Here is a 19,540-nt window from a genome sequence, read left to right as displayed (position 1 = left end):
TGTCGCTTTCACTTCATGGCGCCTCTCAGGCTACGGGAGTGGAGTCTATTCTCCCGATTGGACTTTCACCAACTAGATAATGTGTCCTTATCTGGACACGCCGATCTGCCAGCGGAGGGAGTAAAAATCATGGATTTGTTCCATCGGAACCACTTCCCAAGGCGTATTCGTAACATATATGTTGATACCCGTTAATCGTTTACTCTTTTCTGAAAATGTAATCCCCTTTTTACTTTCGGTATAGCTTTGTTTTTTTCTACGTTCCAGTATTTGTTCCTCTGTTAATCGGTAGATAATTACTCTTGTAAATAATCTTTGATTCTTGCCAATATACGACTCTTTTATTTCATACGTTTGTCCTGGTTTTAACGTGTGCATAATGTTCTCTAAATCAACTTGGATATACTGTGACTGTTTTTTGATTGTCCCATTTCGAAAGTATTCTGGAAATGGATTTTTCGTATAGACGGTATGGTTTAACTTAAGTCTTGATATATAGCACACGCCACGTTGATCCATTTGATCTAAGTCTTCCAATGAAAAATATCCTAAATCACGAATACACAGATCACCCGGCCGTAAGGTATCTAAGCAATCTGTTCCAAATGTTTTATCATTATTTTTTCCAGGACCTACCTGGAAGTTTAAAAACTGTCCGCTGTGTAAGTCATATTCTAATTGAATCTTGATACCTGCAGTTTGTGCACAACCACCTGACCCAGGATATACATGTGCTAAATGTTTCGGTACTTGGAAAATCGTCGCATCTAAAATACGGATTCGTTGAAAATACGTGAGTGCTGCACTTGAAATGGCTGATGTTTTACAAAGTTTACTTTTCCATAATGCAGAAAAAATATATTTCAAAAATTCAACCGCTTTTTTATCAAAGCGTTTATTGAGTCCTTCTGGACTCATAAGAGTGCCTGTGGCGGCGTGTAATTGACTGCATAGTCGAACGAGAGAATCACTCGCTGTACGTTGACTGACCCAGATACATATGGTAGCTAATTCATTTCCTGAAAACTTTCGTTTTCTTTTTACAAAACCTAATTCTTTAGCGAGTTCTTCCAAAAGAGAAGGGGTTAAATGACGATACAGCTCTTCAGAAAATAGTTGTAATTCATCTTGAATTGAAAGATTCATAAAAAATGTCATCCTTTCTAGCTAGCTTTTTAGAAAGAATAACGTTTTTTGACACTTGGGGGTAGTGCAAATTCTTAAGTTGATGGGCATGTGTTTATACCCCTGACGTAATAAAGAGAGGTAGAGCTCGTCCATAAACTCACTGAACGTTAGCCCCCCTCCCTCTACGCGTTTGGGTTTGTTTCTTCTCCAGTTCCTGGTGTGCCACCAGCCGCTCCCACAGTTTCATTGATGATCGCATTAATTACATCGGAAGTTGTGGATAAAAATTTACGAGCATCCACACCGTCCCAATATTGATCTAATGTAAATTGTTCCCCGTAAACTTTTACTACATATTGAACCATTTTATCCATATCCTCAGGACCTGGATTATTTGGAATATCAGCAAGTTCAGGTGCTTGACGAATTAAACGTGCTGGAATAAACTCCGGTAAATGAAAATTTTTCTTTTCTTCCTTGATTATTAGTGTTAATTTCATGGCTTTTCCTCCTCGTTAATAAAAAAGAGAGAGAGCTTTTGCTCCCCCTACTTTCCTGTTGGTGGTGTTACTGGTTTTTCATATACCTTTTTGAACCAGTTATCTCCAACAGATTTTGTAAATGTAGGTTCATCTTCATCCGCTGTAAACTTCGATCTGTTATCAAAATCACGTTCAATGAAAGAACCTTTAAGTTTCGTAGTTTGGAAGTTCGGTTTATCCTTTTTAGTTTCAGCTTCTTCCTCTTCTTGTGAAAGCTTCCCTTTTAACAACCAAACGTATCGATATTTACCATTTGCCTTCAAAAAGCGCCATCCGATTGCTACATACGGTTTTTCGCCCTCACGTTTTTCATCTAATACACCGTCTGTAACTTCTGGATACCCTTCAATATCAGCTTTTGTGGATAATGGAAGACCTCGAACCTCAATTTCAACTTCAACTTCACCATCAGACTCAGCGATTTCTGACTTTTTATTATCACTCCACATAATTTCAGAAGACACCTTTTTAGAAGTTTTAACTTTTACAGCACCTTCTAACTTCTTAACGGTTGCATAATCCACTCCAGTTGCATCGTCTTTCACCGATTTCGCATAAACAAGACTATCTACACCGACAGTCGAACTAATTTTAATAACTTCTCCAGCCATCTATAACTCCACTCCTTTCACGAATCGCATCGCGTAATGAAAAATTTGTGTATCATCTTCATATAAATCAGCAACCGCATAGCGTGAAAAACCAATACTTTTCATGATTTCATTCACTTTTTTATGGATTGCTGTTGTACTGCCTTTTGACCAAATATCGATTTGAAATGTAATTTCGCTTTCGCTTTCCTCGTTATCTGCAAAACGATCTGGTCTATTGTCTAGTTCGAAAAACGTAATACGCGGAAACTCTTCAGCATTTTTAGCTTTACGATAATAAACACGTTTTCCACCCAATAAAGAAACAAGCTCCTGATTATTTTCAAGAGCTTGCACAATTTCGGGGCGTAAATTCATCATATATTCAACCTCATTTCATTCTTCAAGATGTCTGTCATAGCACGAATTGCCGCTTCTTTTGAAGAATTAAATCCAGGTTCTATAAATGGCTCTGCTGGCATTTTAGACGTTCCCCATTCTAAGAACTTTCCGTAGAAATAAGGGGAACGATCCGCTTTATCTATACCAATTTTGATCGTTTTTATGCCGCCCTCCATTTTTGCTTTTGTAACCCGTATATTATCAGCCAAATGTTGTCCTGTTCGCCACGGCTCGCTTTTTGTTGCTTTTTTAGGGCTATCACTCCTTGGGGCTATTTCAGAAATAGCTTTTCGAATAGGCTCGCCACCTGCTGCAAGGGCTTTATCTTCAATCTTTTCTCCACGTAAACCCATTTGCTCTAATTCAGATATCAGGCGATCAAAACCTAAAAAATCAACACCATCAGCCATTCATTCCACCACGCTTCCACATGATTGATAAAGTGTGTTTTTCAGTTGGAATAACTGAAACAATGTCATAAATTACGTTCTTATATTTAATCTTCATATCAGCATTCACATCAGAACGATATCGGATTTCTGTTTCACCTTGAATTTCGCTATTAGCTGTCGCGGCTTCAAAGTATTTTCTTCCCTTTAAAAAAATAAAAGAGCCCCATACAGTAAATGAATCCTTGTAACCTTCTATTGGATCACCGTCCGGGCTCTTTGCTTCCTCGTCTTTCACTTGAAAGGTAAGACGTTTATCTAATTTACCTGGATTCACTTGAATCACCACCACAATATTGCAACTGAACTAATATCGACTGCAAACTAAATGCCAATTGTTCAGCTTTTCCAACCGCTTCACGGTTTTCATGCCAATGAGCAATTAAAATACGAGCTGCTAATTTAGCAAGCTCGCTTTTTAAATCCACATTTTTACTTGTAGCATTTTTAATATATATTTCAGCTGCTTCTACGAAAGATGTAATGAGATCGTCCTCCTCATCCCCATCCACACGAAGATACTTTTTTGCTTCTTCTAATGTTAGTACCAAGAAGAACCCCTCCTACATCATTAAGCTTTGGCCGTAACTGTAATTTGACCATATACAACCGCTTCTGTATCCCATAACGTAACGTCTTCACGTTCAATTGCTCGGAATTCTGTTGTATTACCTCTCCAAGCACTTCCACCCTCTTTTGTCATATCAAGCGATAACTGCTGTCTATCCCATAACACAACTGCTTCTTTCAGGTCCCCAACAATAAATGGTGCTTTACCATCTTTATCTGTAGCAATTGTCTTATTGGATAAAACAATAACTGGCTTTCCTGATAATAGCTTACGTGTTGGATTTGTTGGATCTGGTTGAAGAAGTGGGCGACCATCTTTATCTTCTAATTGATCTAAGTAATTGAATCCATCTTGGTTTGTAATAATGTTTGCTACAGCCGAGAAAGCTGGGTCTAATGTGACATTTAATGCTGTTTTAATGCCTTTATAATCCTTTAAATCAACTTTTGTTAATTTATTGATTTCTTGTAAAATTAAATAATTACGAGTTGCAATAGATTTCTTCGCAATCCACTGACGTAAATAAGCTTCTAGCGCTTGATCCGTATCGTTTAATAAATCATTTGGTACAGGTAGAAATCCTGCATAATCCTCAATAACATACGGTAAACGATCAAATTGTGGTGAAGCAATTTCTTGCATTGCATTTGGGTTTCCATACTCAGATAATGGAGCGAAAGGTGTAGATGCTGCACGTTTTTCTAATGTGCGAGCTCCCTTATTCGTTGAAACAGGTTGCACATTTACATATTGCTCTAAGTTATCAACCGTTTGTTTTAATTGATTAATCGTTGTCGTAATATCTTCTGGAACAATATAACCTCCGTCTTTACCTGTATTCTCAGATAATGCTGCTTTGTATTCCTGCATAACGCTTGCTTCTTCATGACTTAAATTTTGACCACGGATAGCTTTCATAAACACTTCTTTGTACGATGAATCTTCATTTTGAACTGATGATGGGGGCAAAACTTTTGCTTGTGAATTTACAGGGTCAGAAACTTGAATTTGCATCATTGCTAGATAGTTATCCAATTCATTTTTCGCGTTTTTCGCTTCCTCAATTTTCACCTTTGCATCTTCATATTTACCGCTGTTATTAAACCCTTCCGCTTTCGCTTTCAAATCAGCAACTTTCTGTCTTAATTCTTGTTCACGTTTATCCATTCCGTATTTCCTCCTTTTTTTGGCACAAAAAATAGACCTATAGCTCTAACAGGTCTAGTGCATTTTGTATTTTTAATTGTTCGTTATTATCCTTCTTTGAAATAGAAGGAGCCTTTGCTACAATCTTATTTGGTGTTTTTTGATATTTATCAAAGTAATCACTGCTACAAGCTGCGACTTCTTTTGCTTCCACAACTTCAATATTGAAGTATTTTTCAGCTTCTTCACCACTTAACCAAGTCTCAGCATCTACTAATTGCTGAATTTCTTCAATTTCGATACCTTCTTTTAAGTTCTCTTTGTATACATTCATGATTCCTGTCTCGATGTTATCAAGGTCCTCTGCTGCTTTTCGTAAATCAATTGCATTTCCAGCTGCATATGTCCAGGGCTTATGAATCATTAAGAAAGCGTTAGAAGGGACAACAACACGATCACCAGCCAAGGCGATTACGGAAGCGATAGAAGCTGCAACACCATCCACATAAACAGTTTTTTGCGCTTTATTACGTTTCAACATGTTATAAATAGCTAAACCAGCGAATACAGAACCACCACCACTATTTACATAGATATTTAAATTACTTTTATCATCCAACTGCCCTAAAATATTTTTCACATCATCCGGCATCACATCGGAATCGTCCCATTTCCATCCGGTATTGTTTATGATGTCACCATAAATGAATAGATCAGCTGAAGAATCTGTTTGATTTTTAATTGTAAATACGTCTTTAATCGTCCTCATCTCCCTTCTGTAACACTCCTCCATTAGCTTTTGCCAATTGATATTCGTCTGCGATTTCAATAGATACATGGTTTAAGTCAACACGGTGTTTATCACCGTATTCCCCAATCCCGTCCATATCCTCCAGTTCCAGCACCTGATTAATTGAAAATGCACCAGCATCTAACATAATTTTGTAGAATTCTGCTCGTGATTTAGAATCAGCACGTAATAAGCTTGTTAGGTTAAACTTCAAGTAATATCGTTTTTGCTCATGAAACGAAAATGATTTATAAGAAAACTCTTCTTCATATTGAATAAGAATTGGACTCAATGTATTTTGAATAAAATCCAACGCTTGTTGCTCAATATTGGAGAAAGTAGCACGATCTAACTCATTAATCATGTGCAAAGGAATATTAAAGATATTTGCAATCTCGCCCTTATCAAATTTCATACCTTCAATAAATTGGGCATCTTTTAAAGGCATTCCAACCTTCTCAAATTCTAAACCAGCATCTAAAATGGCTATCCTTTGCGCATTATTTAGACCTGTATTTGCTTCTTCCCAGGCATCACGAAGTTTATTTTTAGCCTCTCTATTTAACGGTTGTTCTGTTTTTAATATCCCACTATGCGCTGCCCCGTTTGTGAAGAACTTACCTTTAAACTTTTGAGCTGCTTGTGAGCTCCCTATAGACTCTCTTGCAATTTGAATAGGAGGTTTCCCCCTTAAACCATCAGTAGACAATGTAGTAAGATGGATTATGTCATCATCAGGTATTTTTATAGGTGTACCGTCTGGCAAACTCGTAAAATACCATAGTTTATTGGTCTTTAAGTCCACAGTGGGCGTTGTAACAGCCGGATTTAATACCCATAATTCTTTTGGTCTTCCATCCACACCCCAATGAATATTAATATAGGCGTTTCCCCATGTATTACGATGTGTTTCAATTAAATGTTTAAATTTAAATGGGCTTTGATAAGGATTTGGTCTTCTTTCTAGAACAAACGATACTTGATGTGCCTTATCCCGTTCTCTTCCCTTCGCTGTCTTTTTAAATGTTTGAAACGGAAGCATCGCAACACTATTTGCAAGGATGTTAATACACCGATAAACCGTCGGAACACCTAAAGAGGACTCAACCGTTACCTTTTCACCGCTTACGGCTTGATAGCCAAATAAACTTTTAAACCAGGGAGAAGGATTTTTTAAATCTGTCGTATCCTGATTTCTAAATAATTGCCGAAAAATCAAAAATTTCACCTCCCTTCTATCTTCTTATCATTACCACCCCCAACATTGTGAGAATAACCCCTAACAGATACCAGCCGTAAATCGGATTCATAAAAAAAGTCGTCCCAACAATAATGGACAACCCCGTAATCAATAGAATATCTTCTAAAATACTGATGAAAAATAATAAAAACCGCATGTCATTCCTCCTAGAATGAGAAATCTTGACTTAAAATATAGGAATTTAAGTCTACCTCACCAGAATTGAGCATACAACGAACATGTGAGTTAATGACAGCCGCAATCGGATCGATTCTTTCTGTTGCTTTTGACTTGTCCAACATAATATTTTCGTTCGCATCCTGTTTTGTTATAGCGTTACTTGTTGCCCAATTTAATACAGGATTGTTATTGTGGATGACTTTCTTTAAATACACTTGTTCTCTAAAATCTTTTGTAGGACCTGATAAAGTTGCCATCCCTTGGCGTATTTCTATCATCGTATACCCTTCTGCTTCCATGTCTTGCATGAATTGCGTTGCATTCCAAGGATCCGCACATATTTCTTTAATCTTAAATTTATGGTCTTTTTCCATATTTCTAATATGTGTTTTGATAAATTCATAATCAACTACCGCACCAGGTGTTGTGGTAATCCATTTTTGTTGTACCCACAAATCATAAGGCACTTTATCCGTTTGTCTCTTTTCAGCTAACGTATCTTCCGGCATAAAGCTATGACTTAATACGATATACTTATCATCCTTTTTAAACTCGAATGAAATACTTGTTAAATCAATTTTTGCTGATAAATCGACACCTACTGTACATTCCAATCCTTTTAATTCGGATAATTCCACAGTTTCTTTACAATTTTTCCATTTTTGCATGTCCATGTACCCATTTTCTTTCATGTCCACCCAACGATTCATGTTTTTAGTCAGGAAATTCCGCATTTTTTCTGGGACATCTAATGCTGATTGCAATTCTCCTTTTAAAAAAGATTGTCCTTCTTCATAACTACATAAAATAGGATTCGCTTTCTCCCAGACTTCAGGATTCGTAATTTCATCATCCTTATCTAATTCATTGACCATCACAAAATATTCTTCATTTTCAATATCAATGTTCGGGTCTAAAATCTTAGAAACATATTGATACTCCACACGATAGCAAGGATGGCTCAAGTTGAAACCAGCTGTTGTAATAATCATCATGAGTGGATTCGGACGAGCACCTGAACCTGACACCAGAACATCATAAATTTCAGAGGTAGGATGGGCATGATACTCATCAATAATCCCGCACTGAACATTTAGTCCATCCCCGGATTTTCCCGCATCTTTTGAGAGCGCGGAAATAAAAGAATCTGTTTTGAGATGCTCAATTTTCCCATACGCAATATTGAATTTTTCTTTTAGGTCTTCGCACCCATTCATTTGCGCTTTAATTTCGTTCCAAACAATTTTACTTTGCTCTGTTTTTGTGGCACCAACATATACTTCCGACATGTTCTCACCAAAGGCCATTGCTTCATATGAGCCCACGCACGCTAAAGATTGTGACTTTGCATTTTTACGCCCTACTTGCCAATATGCCTTTTTAAATCGACGTAACCCTGTATTTCGGTGCACCCATCCATAAATATTGCTAAACACGAAAATTTGTATGGAATGTGGTTCAATTCTCTGACCTGCTAATTTTCCTTTTGTATGTTTAAAAAGAGACATCCACTTTAAGAAACGGAGAGCTTTTTCTTCCTTAAAAACATATGGAAAATCTTCAGATCCTTCACGTTCAATATCTCTTAAAAATCGCTTACAAGCTTGTTTATGCTTCTGACAAGCAACAACCTCGCCATTTAGTACATCATCACAGTAGTCCAGCATCCATTGTCTGATCATGTTATACGTCAAACTCCTTTTCTACGTTTGTTTTCGGACCTTGTTTACTATTTGGAATGACAATTTTCGCTCTTGCACTCGGTGTAAGACCAAACTCAACAGCCAAAGCCTTCATTTGTTCATGTAACTGTTTCTTCTTTGTAAGTAGTGGATGGGGAACTTTATTCGTTTCAGCTGCCTTATTGGTATATTCAACAAGAAGTCCTTCTTCTCGGATAATTTTGGTGCATTCAACATAGTCAGAGTAAGCATCGCAATATGTTGCTAATGCATTCACATCTATGTTCGTGATTACGTCTAGCTCCAATAATTCACCAGCAATTCTCCTAAACTCTTTCTTTGCAACTGAATCTAACCACGTTGGTGGCTTTACCTTGTCCTTTTTTGCTTGCAACTGTTTTTCAGCTTTTAATCGTTGTTCAATTTCATCTTTTGTCAATCGATTTGTATTACCTTCTAACAAATGCAAATGAATCGGCTTCGCTTTCCTTCCTATGTGAACCACCTCCCTTGGCTGAACCCCCTTTTATGGAATAAAACGAACTTTTTACACGGAAAGCTAGGCGGCGGTCTCCAGGAATTCGCCTTTTGCTTTTTCATGGTGGGGGGATGTTTATAAATTTTTTCTTTCGAATTATTTTTTGTTTTTCTTCTCATCTTCTTTTGTTTTCTTGTTATGGCAAGCATGGCAAAGCGTTTGTAAATTAGATGGTTCTAATCGTTTCGACCAATCAACACGAATAGGAATCATATGATCAACTACATCACCTATCTTAATGATATCCTTGCTTCTACATTGAACACATAAGCCATGATCTCTACGATAAATAAGCCCACGCATCTCTCTCCATTGTTTGGAGTTGTAAAATGAACGTGAACTTTTGTTTCGAATATGTTTATCGTAATATTTTACGATTTCTTTTTCCTTTTCGATATGTTTAGCACAATACTTATCCCGTGTTAGTTCATTGCAACCTAATGACTTGCACGGCTTGAATGGTTTACTTGGCACCTTCCATCCTCTTCCTCAATCGTTTCATTTCATCCTCGATGGCCAGATTCTTTTTATTAATCCGTTCATGACACTTAGCTATATCCGCTTGATGCTTACGAATCTTATCGTTCACATATACAGGGACATGCACATGTTCGCAATGAGGACATGTGAAGTAACACTTCTCAATGCGATTAGAAAGCTGTGCTACTTTTGGTTGCATATTGTAATCTTCATTGCAGTTAGAACAGTAGACTTTCATCTATCCTCACCTCATTTAAAAGAATATTCTAATTATATATTTACAAATAAATACAAATTGTTATAATAGAATTAACATTGCCATTTGGAAAAGTAATTTGCCCCCCAAGCGAGTGGCTTTTCCTTTTTTTATAGCTATTTTTCTAAGAATTCATCCACCGCTTTACCAAGCAAACTAATCATTGCTTCTCTCTTTTGCTTTGGTGTTGTATTATCTTGCATTTCATTAAAGATAGGAAGTACTCTTTCTAATTTCTGTTTATCGATGCGTTCATTTACAAGGTCTTGTCCTAGCATTGAAATGAATGTACCAATTGCAACCGCTTGCTCTTGTTTATTTAGTTTCATTTTTTATCACCTCAGGTTAAAGCCTTTCTCTAGTTTCAGTAAACTCACTAACTTTTTTAGCTATTGCTTTACCATTTAAAACAACTGGAACTTCTATAAATAAAGAATCCTTTTTATTTGTAAGTCTACCCATAACCTTTTCTAACTTCTCTAACGCTTCCGCACATTCATTTGCAACTTCTGTTACTTCCTTAATCCCTTCTAATGCTTCAGTTGTATCAGCAGTTACTTCAATAATCAATTTGTTATTAGCCATTTTGTGAATCCTCCTCATATTGTTTAATTAATTGTTAAACATGAGTTATACCAACTTTCGTCGCTAACGTTTCTTCTAACATATTGACCTTTCTATTCAATGCTTCTACATTCGTTGAAACATTAAGTAAAGCTTGTTTCATACCATCATTATCTCTTTGTAAATCGTTAACGCTTCTTTCTAAATTAGCAATTATTTTTGTTATAGATTCCATCCTTCATCCTCCTCCGAAATAAAAAGCAGATACTCAGCTACTTGATCAATCACAACTTGACGAACTATCAAATGAACTTCCTAAATCATACGATGAATGCGATGAACATGAAGTTGAATGATTACTATTATAGCCACCATAATCTGAACTAGAGCTTATTACACTTGCTGTTGTCGTTTGGATTAACAAATCATTATTTGTACTTTCAGCATTCTTTTTTATATTGCTTTGAGCAACTGCCTTCTTCCGTTTCTTTCTTTTGAAAAAGAACATATTTTTTCACCCCCTTAAAAATAAAAAAAGCACCTGCTATGGATGCTTTCCCTTCAATCTTTCATTATTTGTTTCCACTCTAAATACGGAAGGAACGGTCTTTTGTCTTCTTATACTAAATTCTTCAATTGTTGCTATATGCTGAGGATTTAAATTAAATTGCATCTTACTCCCTGTTTCTATATCTATTTGTGGAACAAGAATAAACTTATTGTAAATTTCCCCATCCTTATCTATAAGTTCCTTTTCAATCAAAAGACTAGGCTGGATTGGCACAATATATTCATTTCCATTGGATAAAATAATTTTAGAATAGCCACTCATCCTGATTACCACCCTTGCTCCATAAAATGACTGACTTATATTACATTGTTGTATACCTATTTTCACTATTTATATTAGATTATTTGTACTTTTAATACATATTAATTCTAAAAGGAGTACTTCATGAAGTTTGCACACTGTTTGTTATTTATTTTTGCTCTTCTCATACTTATGTTTATGTGGTTCGCTTAGTAATAAAAAAGAACATCCAAATGGATGCTCCTTTTATGGACGGTATCATTTAATCAGTACCATCTGCTGGTTTCGGATTTTATGTGCCGTCATTACGAACCGTTTAGAATTCAAGAAAAACATAGTGAGTTGTGTTTTCCGCCACTTCTCATAATACAAATATAACATGCTTTTATAAAAAACGTCGGCCTTTTTCCTGCCAAAAAGCGGTCAAAATTCTGCCACTTTTTTTATCCTCCTCATTTCAAAAGTTTCCACTTCACTTGTCAGTTCTACTTCAACCCCGAGAAACGTCTGATCCAAGTTCTTAATTTTCTTTTCAATTAGCCAATCAGGGTAAGCTAATTGCTCTAATACTGTTTTATAGTAATCTTGGTTTAACCTTAATGTGCTTAGCTTTTCTCCTTGCTGCATTTGATATTGAACCAATGCTTGTAACAATTCTTCACACATCATCTGTTCCACCTCTCATTCATTCTATATAACCTTTATACGTCATGTGCATATTTTATACCTTCCAATTACCCATATGTTTAATTGTGTGTAACTGACCCCTTCGCCAAAACCCTTGGTATCATTGATTTCATTTCACTTTCTCTTTTGAGTTACACATTACGAAATTTATGAGTAACTGTATAGATGTAAAAAGAAAAAAGCAATGATTAGATTTTAAACCTAGTCATTGCTTTATCCATTGCATCTTGGTTTACACCTATATAACGTAACGTGACCTTCTCTGACGAATGATTGAATATCTCCATAAGTAATGCTATGTTTTTCGTTTGCATGTACATGTGATACCCGTACGTCTTTCTTAGCGTATGTGTTCCTATTTCATCTAATCCGAACTCTGCTGCCGCTCCACTTAGTATCTTATATGCCATACTACGACCGATTGGCCGATTTTTTCCCTGCCTACTTTTTAATAGGTACTCATCATCTTCTCTATTTTCATTAAACCATCGAAGCTCTCTCTTTAGTGCTGCTGTTATTTGTATGCGTTTCTGCTTACCTGTCTTCATTTCTCGCATTGAGATATGACTACCTTTTAAATCTCCAACCTTTAGTTTTAAAATATCACTGATACGTAACCCTGTATTGATTCCCATTACAAATAAAATATAGTTACGTGCATTCTTTTCTTTTAAATATTCTTTGATTTGTTGTATTTGCTCTGAATCACGTATGGGCTGGACAAAATTCATGATTCATTCCCTCCAGTTTCTTCAGTTTCATAAACTTCTAGTCTAAGAGCAAAGGCCAGTTTATAAAACGCTCTAGCTTTCACACGTCGATACGTACGTTCACTCATGCCAATTTCGTTATATACCATATAATCGCATACATCTTCGTCTTCTAAATATCGTTTAACTATAATGTCCCTCTGGTTTTTTCCAACTGTATTGTTTCCGAATCGACTTAATGCTTGTTCAACTCGAAATGCCATTTTCTCTAAACATTCTTCACGCTTGCTTTGTTGAATATTAGAGATTGCTACATCTTCTAACGGTTTACCAACTGCATGTGTAGGACCATGCTCTTTCCTTTCATAAGAAGGAGTGACTTTCATTTCCTTACGTATCATTCCAAATTGCTTATATATACGTACACTTTCCAACATCCCCTCCAATTGCTCTTGCGTTGCTGCTCTATCGATTTTTGGTAAGAAAGATAATTGCTTAGTCATTCCAGACCACTCCTTTTTATTTTTAAATTACTTTTCTCTTATTGCTCCATATCTTCGTTCATAACAAGGCCTATGCCCCTCCATTAAATCCTCAATTTGACGAGTGCTTAACTTCTCTTTTCGTTTTTTCTTAGTTTTCTTTTTTGTTTGATTGCTTTTCCATTCACGTAATTGATCTCTCAACACCTTCATCTCCCCATCTCCCTTCTCAAAATAAAAGGACACCTATTCCTAAAACAGCTTGAATTGCTGCTTTAATGAATTGGTGTCCTCTAGTTTTCTAGCCGGACTTTATTCCATTCTTCTACTCAAAACTTATATGATAACCTTATGACTTTCCCTTCAATTGATTATAAATTATGCTTTAGCCTCCTCTTTTTCTTCATTTTCCTCTTCTTGTATTACTTTCAATGTACTTAACATCAATTTGTAAAATGTATAATTATTTGTATAATCTATTTCTTTATAACTTTGCTTCATTTGATTTACTATAAAAGAATCTTTATGATACTTTTCGATATACAAAATACTTTTTGACACCCAAACTCCAAAATTAACTGAATCAAAATATAATCTCCCCTCAGATTGCTTTACTTCAGATTCTAATGCTTCCCCTAATTTTATCAAATGATATAGCATATACTGTCTCCCTCCTTCTAGTTCATGTATCAATTCGACAGTAAATTTGTGCATCCTACCAATTCTGATAAAATATTTTTCGCTATGAAATTACAAAAAAACATTCAAATACCACTTAAAAGGATCATTTTGTTGGGTTTTAAATACTTTCATTGTCACTCCTGCGACGACGTTTTCATATGTTATTGTATGGCTTCTTCCTTTCAGGAGCGAGCTTATTCATTTTATTCCTTAAAAACCTCTTGCAAGTCCATGTAATATACACTTCCGGGAAAGAGCACTGTTCGAAGGTGCTCTTTTTATTTTTTGCAAATCTGAATATCCTTTCATACATAGCACATACTATACATGGGCGATAAGCCGGAACTCCAATAATCCTCCCTTGTATTTTTTCACTTCTTTTTAGTACAAGCACCTATTTATTAACAGGTACATAAACTATTTCGAACCTTACTTTTCGACTCATTTAATTGTTCATGACTCACAAACATAACATAATAAATGATGTCATCTTATAAAACGGGCACTCTGGCACAAGTGCTCGTTTTATTTTGTTGATTTTCTACAAAATAAAACTTTTATAAATTATTTCTCAACAATTAGCACATAGAAATTTCAATTCGTTTTTGGTAATATATAGTTAATCTCTATATGCTTAGTATATATGCCTGGCTTCAGTAAAAGGACCCACCCCCTCAATGTGGGTCCTTCTTTTTAAATATTTTCTACTAATTAACACTTATTAATATATCTCAATAAGTCATCAATCTTTTTGTTTTGTATAACCAGCATTTCCTTATAAGTATCTAAAAATTGTTGTAAATCCATCTTTGTACAAGCAATTTGGCCCATTACAATGAAGATAACTATCCAAAAAACTAATTCCAGCCCCTACACCTCACTTTCACCCAAATAAAATTTCTATTTTATCTCATGCACATTTTTTTAAGACAAACATATAGTGTATTGACAATTTAAATTCTTTAAGACTCCTTTTTTTAAAATATTTACCTAGAGCACATACATTAATGTGCTCTTTTTTTTATTAAATTTAAAATAACGTTTTTATTTTATTCTTGCTAACCGCTCCGCCCTTGTATAATCGTACCTTTTTTTACACATCCTATTAAAACTCTCTTTTAGGGTGGTGCTAATTTGAAAAAGGTATTTAAATACATTTTAATCTTTTTGTGTGTAGTGTTTTATATTACATTTATAAGCGGTATGATTTATCAAAACTTTGTCCGTGAGCATTTTATTCCTCCAGCCGAGAAATCTAAGCTGGAACATAATGATCCCTAATTATTATAAATACTTCCCTATATGAGCTCGTTATTTTCATTATGATTAGGTATCAGAGGAGCTTTACAAGGCGCTCTTTAATTTAAAAATAAAGATTTTGTATCAATTAATGTACAACTTCACTTTCCTCCTCAAATATCCAATCCGTATCAATATTTTCAATCGGTGGCATCGCACCTAAACGTTCGAAAGCTATTTTTTTCTGTTTTTTGAGTAACTCATCAAAATCCCCTCGTTCTTCCATAATTATTTTTAAATGCTCACCAACTTTTTCTAAAAACCTCATTGTATCTTCCTTAGTGCTTGTTAACATCCAAACCTTTAAATTTATAGGGACACTTATAGCCTTCACACCTGACGTTACTTCTGAAACATTAATAGAGTCACTTAATGGAATTGCACAAAAATGATATTGTCCCACTTTAATTCCATGACCAACTGCAGGTACCCATTGTACCCATTCATCAAACGCTAGATAAAAACGTTGTGTTTGCTCATTCACTTTGATTTCCATTACGTTCTCCTCCAAATCAAAATTTAGTTTGTTTTAGCAGTGTTATATTCAAAAAAACTGAGAGACTTTTTATGTTTATCGCAAGCGTATACATCTGTAGGAAGATGTTTCCTGCCTTGTGGATCTCTAGCAAATATAAAACCTTTGGTTGTTGCATCATTGTCACATCCAACATAATTGCATTTCGCCACTTTCATTTCCCTCCAAAACAAATATTTTATTGAGTTCGATGCACTTTTACTTGAGACGAGCATACGCTGTATTATGTCTCATCTCTCAAAAGTGCCTCCTTTTTTCAAGAGTACATATTAAATATGCACTTTTTTTACATGGCTACAAAATAACGCTTTGGTTTAGTTTTTTGAATGTTCAAATGCTTTTTTCTCACAATCCATGCATGCGACAATGTCGCCACCTTCATCAAATTGATAAATTGATTTCTCTTCAATATCCTTATTTTGAAAGCAAAGATCACAATTGAATTTTCTTTTCTTATCCACTAATTCGTCACTGATTTTCTTAGTTAGTTTTACAGATCCAATTTCTTCATAAGGTTCAATGAAATAGCCTTTCTCTTGTAGAAATTTCGTAATCTCTCGCATATCCTTCCATGCTTCTGTACCTTGACCGAATTGAATAATTACTGTATTCATGGTTCATTCCTCCATTTTTTAATAAAATTCAAATTTTGTCTTACTTTACATCTACACGTGCTTGACTTGCTTCCCGACTAAATTCCCCATAAAATTCTCATTTATTGTAATTTTCTTGATATAATTCCCCATAGAGGGGAGGTGTAATTAATGAAAATAACTAAGCTTTCAGAAAAACTACTAAAATACATGGTAACTGAGTATAAAAACCATGGGACAGATATGTTCTCTTTTGAAACATTTAAAGAGTTGTACCAAAATGAGACTGATGATTTTATTTCGAAAGCACTCTATCGTTTGCGAGATGAAGATTTAGTCTCTGTGTATGCAGCAGACAATGTTGCCTATAACACTGTCTTACTTCCACAAGGGATTGCATATTGTGAAGAGAATAATTCTCTTAAAACCGGATACAAATTTGCAAAAGAAGCAAGATCATGGTTACCTTAATCAACAATTATCCAATCATCAGCAATTAAATCATCTGCGCAGGGATTCCACGCCCTGCGCGGTTTAAATTCGTTAGGATAAATTGGATAATTTCCACACAACTCATACGTATTTGTTGGCTTAATCTTGACCTTAAAGGTCTTCATAAAGTGTAATCGTGAAATAAATTTATTTTGTTCCATCGCTAACTTAGTAGCTTCTTGTATATTCATTATTTTCCCACCTCGTTTTATTTAAACTTCTTCGTAATCGTTGTTTGTGTATGAGACACTTTTCCCTTTACCCAATATAAGACTTGCTGTCCGTAGCCGCTCTTTGGGGGTTCTTCAAAGTTGATTTTTCCATCCACCACAATGTAAATGCCGTTTGTTTTCATGTCTATTTCTCTTTTCATCTATGCCTGTTCTCCTTTGCATTGGCTTGTCCATTTTAGGAAATGCATGTGCTCTCTTGATAAAAATGCCCTTAGTCCAGCTCCATAATTTCTTTCAATGTTCGATTGGACACATATACTTTAATGATTTGAATTCTCCCGTATGTTTCTACCGCTTTTTCTTTTGCTTCAGCCTCTGTATTCACTTCAAACCAACGTAACTTCTGTTTTTCATCTCGGTCAAAAAATTCTACTGCATAGGTAGGTGTTACTGAATGATTAGAGAGGAATTTCTCAGCCGTACTATGCGCTGTATAATCCATGTTTCCTACGATATCTTCAAAGGTTAATTGTTCCATACACTCAACTCCATTCCCACAAAATGATTGATTTCTCCCCTTTACCGTCTATAACTTTCTCCCTCGACTTCAATCAAATAGTGATTTGCCATCCCTAGCAATCTATCAGCAGCTGCAAACCCAATTTTTTCAGGTAAGGTATATTCATCTTCATTTGAGCTAAAAATGATGGGCGCTTTACGCTTATATCGCTCATTAATGATTTCGTAGTACATTTCTTCACGAGATTCTGTATGTTTGCTCTTACCTAGATCATCCCAAACCAGCACATCCGCATACTCTACGACTGTATGGAGCTTTTCAAAGTACTCCTTTTTATCATCACGCTTTGCTGACATAATCTCTGTCATAAAAGTGACATCACTTATACAAACTACTCTGCACCCTCTCGGTTGTGCATTTACAATGTCTTTATTTACAGTTTGAACATTTTGTATAATCCACCTAGCAGCTGCTATTTGTAGATGCGTTTTACCTAATCCGTAATTGTTGTGAAGTTTCATTTTCTCAACCCGTTCATTGATGGATAAGGCTTTTAACCTTCCCTCGCCATATGTAGCGATATATCCAAAGCTATTGCGCTTCGTATCCCTGATTTCATTAAACTTTTTTAAGTATTCCATCATGCTGTTAAACATTTTCTTTTGCATATCGGTATGACGAATATAATTTTTAAAACGTGCTTCTTCAAATTCTTCTGGTATCATTGCATTTTTCAACCTTGCTATTTCAGATTGTTTCTTTTGGCAATCACACATTCTACCTGTCCATCCATTTAAGATCATTCCCGTTCCACTGCATAACGGACAGGTATCATTAAGCGTCTTCTCCGAGCCATTCAATGTTATTTTCATATTCTTGTTGTGATTCCTCTCGTTCCTTGTCTGTAAGTTCTCTCCACTTTTTTGTTGGTTCTGGCAATTTTTCATAGCCCTCTTTTGCAAATCTGCCATGACTTCCGCTATGCTTGCGAATCTGCTCATTTTTCTTCACCTCGTGTTCTTCTTTGGCTTCAATTACTAACCTGTCCCATTGCTTTCTCAACTTACTAGGTGACAATATATTTTTTTTCCAGAAGGAATGATCCTGAGACCATTCCAAGAGATACACAATTTGTTGATTTGTTTTCTTGTCTCTTTCGCGAATTAAGCGGAATTCATTGGCCCACTTCTCGAAGTTCGGCTCTTTATGTTCTGGATTGGTTTCTAAAATTAACTGGAATAACAATTTGGCATGCTCCATGTCGCAAGTTTCAAACTTGTGACAAGAAGTCTTTTTATTTGTAGTAATCTCTGTAGTATTCTCTGTAGTAATCTTTGTATTTGTCCCACGTTTCAATGTAGGAGCCTCCTCCGTTTTAGCGTGGGAGCCTCTCTCATTAGAATGTGGGAGGGTGTCACTTTCTAGCGTGATAGGGTCTTGATATAAGATAGAAACTTTTTCGATGTTCTTCACAATTGGTTCCACATACATAACGTTGTTATGCCTAGTTCCGTTAACTATGATCGTACGAAATTCAATTGCAATTAATTCTCTTTTTACTAAGTATTTGCATGCTTCTTGTACTTGTCTTTTGGTAAAACCAAATGAATCAGCCAATTGTTGATAACTTTTTTGAAGTTTGTCTGCTTTAAATTTTTGTTTATATTGGATTTCATTTGTTCTTTCATCCTTTATTTCAGTTGGTTTATACCAATAAAAAATTTCGCTAAGTATTGTAATCGCAACCATATAGGGCTTGCCATTTTCTAAAGTAAGGTACTTAAACCAGCCCTGGTCTAAAGTGTTACCTTGCAGGTTTATTCTTGCGACTTTTATTACATTGGTATTCATTCCAGTCACCCTTCTCTATCTAACATTTTTTCAATATATCTTTACTGCTAGGGTATTTGATATTTCTCAACAAAAAGATTTAATATTTTTTATTTTCGATCTTTTATTTTTCACTTTTTCCTGTTAGAATGATGAATAAGTTATATTC

31 protein-coding genes and 1 pseudogene are annotated in these 19,540 nt (G+C 35.4%); 1 reads left to right on the top strand and 31 read right to left on the bottom strand.

The genetic code is table 11. The features are described 5' to 3' along the window. Positions 1–96: 96 nt before the first annotated feature. From ACXKY9_RS09665 to ACXKY9_RS09540, 26 genes and pseudogenes are all read right to left on the bottom strand, one after another. A pseudogene (locus ACXKY9_RS09665) lies at positions 97–1,146 on the bottom strand (IS4-like element IS231C family transposase); the annotation flags it as partial. A 164-nt stretch (positions 1,147–1,310) separates the two neighbouring features. Continuing rightward, positions 1,311–1,628 carry a phage tail assembly chaperone G gene (gene gpG / locus ACXKY9_RS09660; RefSeq protein WP_015382186.1) on the bottom strand — a complete coding sequence of 106 codons (318 nt, stop codon included), beginning with the start codon at positions 1,626–1,628 and terminating at the stop codon, positions 1,311–1,313. A gap of 47 nt (positions 1,629–1,675) precedes the next feature. Beyond that, positions 1,676–2,281: a major tail protein gene (locus ACXKY9_RS09655; protein WP_000896775.1), complete on the bottom strand. Its 606-nt coding sequence runs from the start codon at positions 2,279–2,281 to the stop codon at positions 1,676–1,678. Continuing rightward, positions 2,282–2,641 carry a tail completion protein gp17 gene (gp17, locus tag ACXKY9_RS09650; protein ID WP_015382185.1) on the bottom strand — a complete coding sequence of 120 codons (360 nt, stop codon included), beginning with the start codon at positions 2,639–2,641 and terminating at the stop codon, positions 2,282–2,284. After that, on the bottom strand, positions 2,638–3,072 hold the full coding sequence (locus tag ACXKY9_RS09645; protein ID WP_015382184.1) for an HK97-gp10 family putative phage morphogenesis protein: 435 nt from the start codon (positions 3,070–3,072) through the stop codon (positions 2,638–2,640). The genes gp17 and ACXKY9_RS09645 overlap by 4 nt, the downstream gene beginning before the upstream one ends. Further along, entirely contained in the window at positions 3,065–3,388 is a 324-nt protein-coding gene (locus ACXKY9_RS09640) for a phage head closure protein (RefSeq protein ID WP_015382183.1), read from the bottom strand. Before ACXKY9_RS09640 ends, ACXKY9_RS09645 begins: the two co-directional genes overlap by 8 nt. Next, positions 3,375–3,662: a head-tail connector protein gene (locus tag ACXKY9_RS09635; protein ID WP_000244586.1), complete on the bottom strand. Its 288-nt coding sequence runs from the start codon at positions 3,660–3,662 to the stop codon at positions 3,375–3,377. The genes ACXKY9_RS09640 and ACXKY9_RS09635 overlap by 14 nt, the downstream gene beginning before the upstream one ends. Positions 3,663–3,682: 20 nt before the next feature. After that, entirely contained in the window at positions 3,683–4,849 is a 1,167-nt protein-coding gene (locus tag ACXKY9_RS09630; RefSeq protein WP_000361137.1) for a phage major capsid protein, read from the bottom strand. A 37-nt stretch (positions 4,850–4,886) separates the two neighbouring features. Continuing rightward, entirely contained in the window at positions 4,887–5,597 is a 711-nt protein-coding gene (locus ACXKY9_RS09625) for a head maturation protease, ClpP-related (RefSeq protein WP_001259159.1), read from the bottom strand. Next, positions 5,584–6,837, bottom strand: a complete 1,254-nt coding sequence (locus ACXKY9_RS09620; protein ID WP_000577489.1) for a phage portal protein — start codon at positions 6,835–6,837, stop codon at positions 5,584–5,586. The genes ACXKY9_RS09625 and ACXKY9_RS09620 overlap by 14 nt, the downstream gene beginning before the upstream one ends. A gap of 188 nt (positions 6,838–7,025) precedes the next feature. Beyond that, positions 7,026–8,720, bottom strand: coding sequence for a terminase large subunit (locus tag ACXKY9_RS09615; RefSeq protein WP_000621131.1), 1,695 nt, complete (start codon positions 8,718–8,720; stop codon positions 7,026–7,028). 1 nt (position 8,721) lies between these two features. Beyond that, positions 8,722–9,225 (bottom strand): phage terminase small subunit P27 family, encoded by a 504-nt coding sequence (locus ACXKY9_RS09610; RefSeq protein WP_000233390.1) that lies wholly within the window; start codon positions 9,223–9,225, stop codon positions 8,722–8,724. A gap of 129 nt (positions 9,226–9,354) precedes the next feature. Beyond that, positions 9,355–9,732 (bottom strand): HNH endonuclease, encoded by a 378-nt coding sequence (locus ACXKY9_RS09605; protein ID WP_001139454.1) that lies wholly within the window; start codon positions 9,730–9,732, stop codon positions 9,355–9,357. Continuing rightward, positions 9,722–9,976 carry a hypothetical protein gene (locus tag ACXKY9_RS09600; RefSeq protein WP_176887160.1) on the bottom strand — a complete coding sequence of 85 codons (255 nt, stop codon included), beginning with the start codon at positions 9,974–9,976 and terminating at the stop codon, positions 9,722–9,724. Before ACXKY9_RS09600 ends, ACXKY9_RS09605 begins: the two co-directional genes overlap by 11 nt. A 134-nt stretch (positions 9,977–10,110) precedes the next feature. Beyond that, the gene (locus tag ACXKY9_RS09595; protein WP_000773601.1) at positions 10,111–10,323 is read right to left on the bottom strand and encodes a hypothetical protein; all 213 of its coding nucleotides are present in this window, start codon (positions 10,321–10,323) and stop codon (positions 10,111–10,113) included. Between the two features lie 16 nt (positions 10,324–10,339). Continuing rightward, on the bottom strand, positions 10,340–10,579 hold the full coding sequence (locus ACXKY9_RS09590; protein WP_000002725.1) for a hypothetical protein: 240 nt from the start codon (positions 10,577–10,579) through the stop codon (positions 10,340–10,342). A gap of 34 nt (positions 10,580–10,613) precedes the next feature. Continuing rightward, positions 10,614–10,793 (bottom strand): hypothetical protein, encoded by a 180-nt coding sequence (locus tag ACXKY9_RS09585; protein WP_000443965.1) that lies wholly within the window; start codon positions 10,791–10,793, stop codon positions 10,614–10,616. 45 nt (positions 10,794–10,838) lie between these two features. Continuing rightward, positions 10,839–11,066 carry a hypothetical protein gene (locus tag ACXKY9_RS09580; protein WP_000464752.1) on the bottom strand — a complete coding sequence of 76 codons (228 nt, stop codon included), beginning with the start codon at positions 11,064–11,066 and terminating at the stop codon, positions 10,839–10,841. 36 nt (positions 11,067–11,102) lie between these two features. Next, positions 11,103–11,390, bottom strand: coding sequence for a hypothetical protein (locus tag ACXKY9_RS09575; protein WP_000017440.1), 288 nt, complete (start codon positions 11,388–11,390; stop codon positions 11,103–11,105). 402 nt (positions 11,391–11,792) lie between these two features. After that, positions 11,793–12,038: a hypothetical protein gene (locus ACXKY9_RS09570; RefSeq protein WP_015382276.1), complete on the bottom strand. Its 246-nt coding sequence runs from the start codon at positions 12,036–12,038 to the stop codon at positions 11,793–11,795. A gap of 206 nt (positions 12,039–12,244) precedes the next feature. Beyond that, positions 12,245–12,787: a site-specific integrase gene (locus ACXKY9_RS09565; protein WP_001012176.1), complete on the bottom strand. Its 543-nt coding sequence runs from the start codon at positions 12,785–12,787 to the stop codon at positions 12,245–12,247. Next, positions 12,784–13,269 carry an ArpU family phage packaging/lysis transcriptional regulator gene (locus ACXKY9_RS09560; protein ID WP_000166155.1) on the bottom strand — a complete coding sequence of 162 codons (486 nt, stop codon included), beginning with the start codon at positions 13,267–13,269 and terminating at the stop codon, positions 12,784–12,786. Before ACXKY9_RS09560 ends, ACXKY9_RS09565 begins: the two co-directional genes overlap by 4 nt. 27 nt (positions 13,270–13,296) lie before the next feature. Continuing rightward, the gene (locus ACXKY9_RS09555; protein ID WP_000866514.1) at positions 13,297–13,461 is read right to left on the bottom strand and encodes a hypothetical protein; all 165 of its coding nucleotides are present in this window, start codon (positions 13,459–13,461) and stop codon (positions 13,297–13,299) included. 165 nt (positions 13,462–13,626) lie between these two features. Beyond that, the gene (locus ACXKY9_RS09550) at positions 13,627–13,908 is read right to left on the bottom strand and encodes a hypothetical protein (RefSeq protein WP_000965619.1); all 282 of its coding nucleotides are present in this window, start codon (positions 13,906–13,908) and stop codon (positions 13,627–13,629) included. 1,408 nt (positions 13,909–15,316) lie between these two features. After that, entirely contained in the window at positions 15,317–15,724 is a 408-nt protein-coding gene (locus ACXKY9_RS09545) for a hypothetical protein (RefSeq protein ID WP_000404184.1), read from the bottom strand. A 353-nt stretch (positions 15,725–16,077) separates the two neighbouring features. Beyond that, positions 16,078–16,377, bottom strand: coding sequence for a DUF8088 domain-containing protein (locus ACXKY9_RS09540; RefSeq protein WP_001098845.1), 300 nt, complete (start codon positions 16,375–16,377; stop codon positions 16,078–16,080). 150 nt (positions 16,378–16,527) lie between these two features. Here ACXKY9_RS09540 and ACXKY9_RS09535 point away from each other — a divergent pair, with 150 nt between their 5' ends. Continuing rightward, positions 16,528–16,827: a hypothetical protein gene (locus ACXKY9_RS09535; protein WP_000705118.1), complete on the top strand. Its 300-nt coding sequence runs from the start codon at positions 16,528–16,530 to the stop codon at positions 16,825–16,827. On the opposite strand, the gene ACXKY9_RS09530 is transcribed toward ACXKY9_RS09535, so the two are convergent. The 5 genes from ACXKY9_RS09530 to ACXKY9_RS09510 form a co-directional block, all read right to left on the bottom strand. Then, positions 16,824–17,039: a Thoeris anti-defense Tad2 family protein gene (locus ACXKY9_RS09530; RefSeq protein ID WP_001025406.1), complete on the bottom strand. Its 216-nt coding sequence runs from the start codon at positions 17,037–17,039 to the stop codon at positions 16,824–16,826. The two genes, ACXKY9_RS09535 and ACXKY9_RS09530, sit on opposite strands and share 4 nt — an antisense overlap. Positions 17,040–17,056: 17 nt before the next feature. Continuing rightward, positions 17,057–17,221: a DUF3954 domain-containing protein gene (locus ACXKY9_RS09525; RefSeq protein ID WP_000817807.1), complete on the bottom strand. Its 165-nt coding sequence runs from the start codon at positions 17,219–17,221 to the stop codon at positions 17,057–17,059. 71 nt (positions 17,222–17,292) lie between these two features. Beyond that, complete coding sequence (locus ACXKY9_RS09520) at positions 17,293–17,559, bottom strand: hypothetical protein (RefSeq protein WP_000436951.1); 267 nt, start codon at positions 17,557–17,559, stop codon at positions 17,293–17,295. A gap of 41 nt (positions 17,560–17,600) precedes the next feature. Continuing rightward, entirely contained in the window at positions 17,601–18,413 is an 813-nt protein-coding gene (locus ACXKY9_RS09515; protein WP_002133989.1) for a DnaA ATPase domain-containing protein, read from the bottom strand. Further along, positions 18,376–19,392, bottom strand: a complete 1,017-nt coding sequence (locus tag ACXKY9_RS09510; protein WP_015382274.1) for a hypothetical protein — start codon at positions 19,390–19,392, stop codon at positions 18,376–18,378. The genes ACXKY9_RS09515 and ACXKY9_RS09510 overlap by 38 nt, the downstream gene beginning before the upstream one ends. Positions 19,393–19,540 lie beyond the last annotated feature (148 nt).

The organism is Bacillus sp. 2175, assembly GCF_057812155.1.
The sequence above is the reverse complement of the archived record's forward strand: the minus strand, read 5'-3'. Positions and strand labels throughout refer to the sequence as shown.